This window comes from Massilia horti (assembly GCF_004614195.1).
GTDB classification, from domain to species: Bacteria; Pseudomonadota; Gammaproteobacteria; order Burkholderiales; family Burkholderiaceae_D; genus Telluria; species Telluria horti.
Genome location: NZ_SPUM01000086.1, coordinates 1 through 7,294, shown reverse-complemented (window position 1 = coordinate 7,294; position 7,294 = coordinate 1). Strand labels below are relative to the sequence as shown.

The following is a 7,294-nucleotide window of genomic DNA, read 5'->3' as shown; positions in this document are numbered from 1 at the left end:
CCTACTCAGGTCAGGACGCTGCACATCCGTACAGTGCTTTCTTTCACGTTACGATAGTTCAGCCAGCGGCAGCGCTGCCCTGTGTCCGCTAGATTCGCGCTCTGTTTGAACGCGTGGGCGGGAGACCCGCCCACCCTACGCCAGTCCTGTCCATTCACGCATCTTTTCGCGTAGACTCCTGTGCAGGCAGCCTCATCGGTTTCGCACTGACGAACCGCCGGTTTGCCGTATTTACGATTTCAAAAACAAGAACAGGATAGCGGAGATGACTCATTTAAAAGCATTAGTAAATACCACGGTGACCGCAGTGCTGCTCGCGGCCGCGCATGCGCACGCGGCGGCGCCACAGGGCTTGCGCGAATACCGCATGCTGGCCTTGAGCGCCGATGGCACGCATCTCGCAGCGATCGAGTCGCTGGACACGGGCGAGCAGGGCAAGCGCCCGCACGCCAAGATCGTCGTGCGCGATGCCGCGAGCGGCAAGATCATCAGGGACATCGATCCCTGCGGCACCTGCTCCTACGATTTCCCGTCCTGGTCTCCGGACCAGAAGTCGCTGGCATTCATCGCCTCCGACTCCAAGGCCGGCACGGCCACCGTGTACGTCTTGCGCAGCCTGTTTGAAGCGGGCAGCGGCGTGTCCGCGACCAAGCTGACGCCGGTCACCACGATCAAGGGCGTCGCAAGCACCGCGCGCTGGTCGCCGGACGGCACCCAACTGGCATTGCTGGCCACTGTCGACGCGAAGAAGCTGACCGGGGCCGTCGAGGCGGGCGCGCGCCTGGTCGGCGAGATTGGCCTGGCCGATAACGAGGACGAGCAGCGCATCGCGCTCGTTCCCGCGTCCGGTGGCGACTTGAAACTGGTGTCACCTGGCGACACCTTCGTCTACGAATACGATTGGACCCCGGACGGCAAGGGCTTCGTCGTCACCAGCGCCAAGGGCAACGGCGACAACAACTGGTGGGTCGCCACGCTCGGCCACGTGGATGCCGCGACCGGCAAGCTGCGCATCGTGGCTGCGCCCAAGATGCAGATGAATATGCCGCGCGTATCAAGCGACGGCAAGACGGTCGCCTTCATCGGCGGCCTGATGAGCGATTTCGGCTCGATCGGTGGCGATGTGTACACCGTGCCGCTGTCCGGTGGCGAGCCGGTCGACGTGACCCCCGGTTATGCCGGATCGTTCAATGGCATCGTCTGGCGCGGTAACCAGCTGCTGGCGTCGGTGCTTGCGGGCCGCGATTCGGCGGTGGTGGCGATCGACCCGGCGGCGCGAACCACGCGCACGCTGTGGTCAGGCCCGGTGACGGCTGCCGGCTCGCGCGACGGCCGTTTCGTGTTCAGTCTTGACGGCGCGGTGGCCGCCTCGGTGCACGAGGATTACGAGCACGCCCCGCGCATCGTCGCCGGCCGCCTGCCGCAGCTCGCTGCGATCACCCACGACAACGACGGCTTCGAATCGCAGGTGAGCAGCCAGAGCGTGTCCTGGACCAACGAAGGCTTCAACGTGCAGGGCTGGCTGGTTGGGCCGCGCAAGATCGAGGCCGGCAAGAAGTACCCGATGATCGTGCAGGTGCACGGTGGGCCAGCCTCTGCCGCGACTCCGCGTTTCGTGCCGGATGGCGAGCGTGGCAATCCGCTGCTGCGCGACCTGACCCGCAACGGCTATTTTGTGTTCCTGCCTAATCCGCGCGGCAGCTATGGCCAGGGCACCAAGTTCAGCAGCGCCAACAAGCGCGATTTCGGCGGCGGCGACTGGCGCGACATCCTGGCCGGCGTCGATGCCGCGATCAAGACTGCGCCTATTGACGGCGAGCGGCTCGGTCTGATGGGCCATTCGTATGGCGGCTTCATGACGATGTGGGGCGTGACGCACAGCCAGCGCTTCAAGGCGGCGGTGGCCGGAGCGGGCATTGCGAACTGGATCAGCTACTACGGCCAGAACGGTATCGATACCTGGATGATTCCGTTCTTCGGCGCTTCCGCGTACGAGGACCCGGCGATCTATCGCGCGGCCTCGCCGATCGAATCGATCAAGGCCGCGAAGACGCCGACCTTCATCTATGTCGGCGAACGTGACGTCGAATGTCCGGCGGCGCAGTCGATCGAGTTCTGGCACGGCCTGCGCGCGATGGGAGTGCCGACCTCGCTCGTCATCTACGACGGCGAGGGACATGCGATCCGCAAGCCGGAGCATCAACGCGACCAGCGCGAACGGACGCTGGCGTGGTTTGACCGCTATCTGAAGTAAGCGCGAATGAAAACGCCGCTGGAGACAGCGGCGTCTTGTCGTAGGGTGCGCACCTGTGCGCACGCGGTACGGTTGAATAACGTTGGCTCTGGTACGCATACGTACCGCGTGCGCACAGGTGCGCACCCTACGCCTCCATTAAGCACTACCTGTTATTGCGCCCCGTTCGCCTTCTCTTGCGTGCCGGTCTTCTCCGGGTACAGCACCACCTGCACGTAGTTGTCCGTATTGAAGTAGCGCTGCGCCGCCGCCTGGACGTCTTCTGCCGTGAGCGCCTCGACCTGTTTGTTGAAGTTGAGGATCGACGCCAGGTCCTTCCCCTCGGTCAGCGCGGACTGAATTTGCCCCAGCCAGTAGCCGTTCTCGCGCAGCGCCTTGCGGTGGTTCTCGAGCCAATTGCGCTTGACCTTCTCAAGCTCTTGCGGTTCCGGCCCGTTGCGCTTGATGCGCCCGATCTCCACAAACGTCGTCTCCAGCACCTTGTCGACATTCGCCGGTCCAGTGGGGAGCGTGGCGCTGATCGAGTAGTGCCCGTACGGTATCCGGCCCATCCCGCCGCTCATGCCGCCGCCATAGATCAGGGCCAGCTTTTCGCGCAGGACGTCGATGATCCGCAGGTTCATCACCTCGATCAACGCGGCCAGGCGCAGTTCTTCAGCCTCGGACACCTCGGCGTCTCCGGTAAAGGTCAGCGATATGGTGCTCTTGTCGTCGGCGCCGCTGCGTACCTCGCGCTTGACCACGCCGGTCACAGGGCGCATGCCCACGTCGCGGTAGGTGACGGGAATCTCGGGCGTGGGCAGGCTGCCCAGGTAGGTCGCCACCAGCGGCTTGATCGCCGCCGGGTCGAAGCTGCCCACCAGGACGAAGGTCAGGCCGCTCGCGCTCGAGAAGCGCTCGCGGTAGATCTCGATGCTGCGTTCGAGGCTGATCTGCGAGAACTCTTCCGGCCGCAGCGGGCGCGGCGCACGCGGATTGTTGTTGTAGAGAGTCGCGATGATGGTGTCGCCAAAGCGCGCGCCGGGTTGCGCGAGCCGGTTGCGCGCCAGTTCGACCTGCTTGCCGATGTAGGACTTGAACAGGTCGTCGTCGCGGCGTACGCCGGCGAACTTGAGCCACACCAGCTGCAGCATGGTTTCGACGTCGCTGGCGCCGGCGCTGCCGGTGACCACATCGGTGTAGTTGGCCAGGCCCATGTTGACCATGGCGGCTTTGCCGGCCAGGATCTTGCTGACGTCGAGGGGCGAGTAGTCCTTCAGCCCCATGCTGCCTACGATCGAGTTGGCGTAGCGCGCGTTGATGATGTCCTTGTCGTCGAACAGGGTCTGCCCGCCGAAGCGCGCCGCGCTCATCAACACCTGGTCATTGCGAAAATCGGTCGGCTTCAGGATCACCTTGACGCCGTTGGACAGCGTGAGCGTGGTCAGTCCAAGCGCCTTGTCCTGCGATTCGGCCACGATGCTGCCGGGGCTTGGCGGCTTGTCCATCAGCGCTGCCGCCAGCGCCTTGTCGTCGTGCGCGGTCACCTGCGTCTTGCCAGCGGCGGTGATCGCAGCGAGCAGCTCGTCCCCGCTTGGCGGCGGCATGTCCTTGCGCTCGACGCCTGTGTAGACCACCAGCTTGCCCGAGTCGGCGGGAATGGTGCGTCGCGCATAGGCGTTCATCTCTTCGAGCGTGATGCCCGGCACCAGCTCTTTGACGAAGCGGTATTCGGCTTCGACGCCGGGAATCGCCTCACCTTCGAGGAAGTTGCGCATGTATTCGGCAGCGTAGGCGCCTGAATCGGTCTTGTCGCGCTCGTTGTAAGCGATCTCGATGGCGCGCACGACGTTCTTCTTGGTTCGCTCCAGCTCAGTTGCGGTGAATCCGAACCGGCGTGCGCGCTCGTTTTCCTGCACCAGCGCTTCGATCGCTGGCACGGCGCCGCCGGTGCCGAGCAGCGCGTTCGAGTTGTACGAGCGGTAGCGCGGCGTCAGGCGGCTCAGCATGCTGCTGCCGCCGATGAAGGGCGGGTTGGGCAGCTGCGACAGTTCCTGCAGCCGCTGGCCCAGCATTCCGGCGAACAGCGACTGGACCAGCTGTTCGCGGTACGCGCCCACGGTCGACAGGTCGCGCACCGCCTGCACCGGGTAGCGGATCAGCAGGGTGTTGGTGGTGGCTTCCTTGTCGGTGACGACCACTGCCTCGGTCTCGGTGCGCAGCGGGATCGCCGCGTATTGGCGCGCTCGTTCATTGGGCGGGTTCTTGAGCTTGGAGAAGTGCGACTTGACCAGCTTTTCGGCCTCGATCGGATCGATGTCGCCGACCACCACCACCGCCATCAGGTTGGGGCGGTACCAGTCGCGGTAGAAGCGGCGCAGGGTATCGGGCTTGAAGTTGCGGATGATGTCTTCCTGGCCGATCGGCAGGCGCTGGGCGTATTTGGAGCCGTTGAAGATCTTCGGCAGCAGCACCTTGCCCATGCGGTCGGCCGCGCCCTTCCCGAGACGCAGTTCCTCGAGCACGATGTCGCGCTCCTTGTCGATGTCGGCGTCGTTGAAGGTCACGCCCTGGGCCCAGTCCTCCAGCACGGTGAAGGCTTTGTCGATGTTCTCCTTGCGGCTGGTCGGGAGCGGCAGCACGTAGACGGTCTGGTCGAAGCTGGTGTACGCGTTCAGGTCGGCGCCGAACTTTACGCCGATCGATTGCAGGTACGAGATCAGTTCGTGCTTCTTGAAGTGGGTCGAGCCGTTGAACGCCATGTGTTCGACGAAGTGGGCCAGGCCCTGCTGGTCGTCGTCCTCGAGGATCGAGCCGGCCTTGACCACCAGGCGCAGCTCGACTTTTTGTTCGGGCTTCTTGTTCTTCTGGATGTAGTAGGTCAGGCCGTTGGCGAGCTTTCCCACCTTGACCTGCGGACCGGGCACGATCTTGGCCTTCAGGTCGAGGGCTGCCTGGGCGGTGAGCGAGACGCCGAGCAGGGCGGCAAGGCAAACGGTTCTGACGATATTATTGGTCATGGGGCGCATCCAGTTGTTGTCTCGCGGACATTGTACCCCGGGCTCAGCCGTATTCGGAGATGTTCAGCGCGCCACATACCCGTCGGCCAGCAGGCGGGCCATGGCGTCGCTTGGCACCGGGCGGCTGTACAGGTAGCCCTGCATGATCGCGCACCCCAGAGCGGCCAGGTAGTCGCGTTCAGCAAAGGTTTCGACGCCTTCGGCCACCACGCCCAGCGACAGGCCGTGGGCCAGCGCGATCGTGGCCTGGGCGATGGCTGCGCTGCGCGGGTCGCTGGTGATGTTGCGCACGAAGCCCTGGTCGATCTTCAGCTTGTCCAGCGAAAAGCGCGACAGGTAGCCGAGCGAGGAGTAGCCCGTGCCGAAGTCGTCGAGCGAGACCGACACACCCATCGAGCGCAGCTCGGCGAGCTGGGCCTGGGCTACCGCGTAGTCGCCCATCATCACGCTTTCGGTCAGTTCGATGTCGAGATAGCGCGGCTCAAGGCCCGAGGCATCCAGCGCCTCACGCACCAGCGCCGGCAGGCCGCCGCCGCTGCACTGGTTGGCCGAGACGTTGACCGAGATCGGCACCTTCAGCAGCCCGGCATCCTGCCACGCCTTGTTCTGCCGGCAGGCCTTGCGCATCACCCATTCCCCGATCTGGTGGATCAGGCCCGCGTCCTCGGCCAGCGGGATGAAGTCGCCCGGCGGCACCATGCCCAGCTCCGGGCTGTGCCAGCGCAGCAGCGCCTCAATTCCGACGATGCGTCCATCGCCATGCAGCACCTGCGGCTGGTAGTGCAGGGTCAGCTCGTCGCGCGCGATCGCGCGCCGCAGGTGGGTTTCGAGCGACAGCCAGCGCAAGGCGTGGGCGTTCATTTCGCCCTTGAAGAAGCGCAAGCCATTGCGGCCTTCCTCCTTGGCGTGCGCCAGCGCCACGTCGGCGCCGCGCAGCAGGTCGCCCGGCGTGGCGCCGTCACGCGGGAAGATGCTGATGCCGACGCTGGCTGTGACCACCACGTCGTGCCCGCCGATGGTGACCGGCTGCGCGATCTCGTCGATCAGTCGGCGAGCGCGGGCAATCACGTCGTCGATTTCCGTGCACCGGGTCAGCAGCAGCACGAATTCGTCGCCCGACAGGCGGGCGAGGGTGTCGGTGGGTCCCGCCAGCGCGTTGGCGCGCCGCGCGACCTGGCGCAGCAGCAGGTCGCCGGCGGCGTGGCCCAGGCTGTCGTTGATGCGCGCGAGGCGGTCGACATTAAACAAGAGGACCGCCAGCAGGTTGCCGCCCTCGAGCGCGGCGGCGATCGCCTGGCGCAGGCGGTCGTTGAGCAGCGAGCGGTTCGGCAGGCGGGTCAGCGAGTCGTGGTTGGAGAGGAAGTCGAGCTTGTGGTGCGCGGCCTTGAGCGCCGACAGGTCGGACGAGACCGAGACATAGGCCGTCAAGCCGCCCATGTCGTCGCGGATGGCGCTGATGGACAGGCTCTCCGGGTAGATTTCGCCGCTCTTGCGCCGGTTCCAGATCTCGCCGCGCCACTGGCCGTGTTCGAGCAGGCTGTCCCACACCTTGCGGAAATAGGCGAGGTCGTGGCGGCCGGAGCGCAGCAGGCGCGGATTCTTGCCGATCACCTCGTTCTCACGGTAGCCGGTGATGCGTTCGAAAGCCGGGTTGACCGCGACGATGTTGGCGTGGGCGTCGGTCATCATGATGCTTTCGGTGGTGCTGTCGAACACCTGGCGCGCCAGCTCGAGCCGGTGTTCGCTCTCGCGCAGCGCGGCGTCGGCGCGCGCGCGTGCGGTCGCCTCCAGCTGCAGCTGGGCGGCGTGGCGCTGGACGACCTGGTACAGGTTCAGGTTCTCGTAGGCGACCGCAAGCTGGGCGCTGAGGGTCGCGGCAATGCGTTCGTCCTCCTCCGAGAACGGGACCGCATCGGGGCCGCGCACGCAGTACATCCAGCCGTGCAGGTTCTGCGGAACGCGCACTGGCAGGCCGAGGAAGGCGCCCGGCGCAGGACAGCCGGGCAGGGCGGCCAGCCGCGGGTCGCCACCGGTCAGGCGC

At 65.6% G+C, this 7,294-nt stretch carries 3 protein-coding genes; 1 reads left to right on the top strand and 2 read right to left on the bottom strand.

Annotated features, from left to right (window positions below):
- The first annotated feature begins 265 nt into the window (after window positions 1-265).
- Window positions 266-2,254: a S9 family peptidase gene (locus tag E4O92_RS13110; protein WP_135190223.1), complete on the top strand. Its 1,989-nt coding sequence runs from the start codon at window positions 266-268 to the stop codon at window positions 2,252-2,254.
- Window positions 2,255-2,406: 152 nt separating this feature from the next.
- Here E4O92_RS13110 and E4O92_RS13105 read toward each other — a convergent pair whose 3' ends face one another.
- Both E4O92_RS13105 and E4O92_RS13100 read right to left on the bottom strand, forming a co-directional pair.
- Window positions 2,407-5,253 (bottom strand): M16 family metallopeptidase, encoded by a 2,847-nt coding sequence (locus tag E4O92_RS13105; RefSeq protein ID WP_135190222.1) that lies wholly within the window; start codon window positions 5,251-5,253, stop codon window positions 2,407-2,409.
- Between the two features lie 63 nt (window positions 5,254-5,316).
- On the bottom strand, window positions 5,317-7,294 hold a 1,978-nt coding region (locus E4O92_RS13100; protein WP_135190221.1), incomplete at its 5' end, for a putative bifunctional diguanylate cyclase/phosphodiesterase.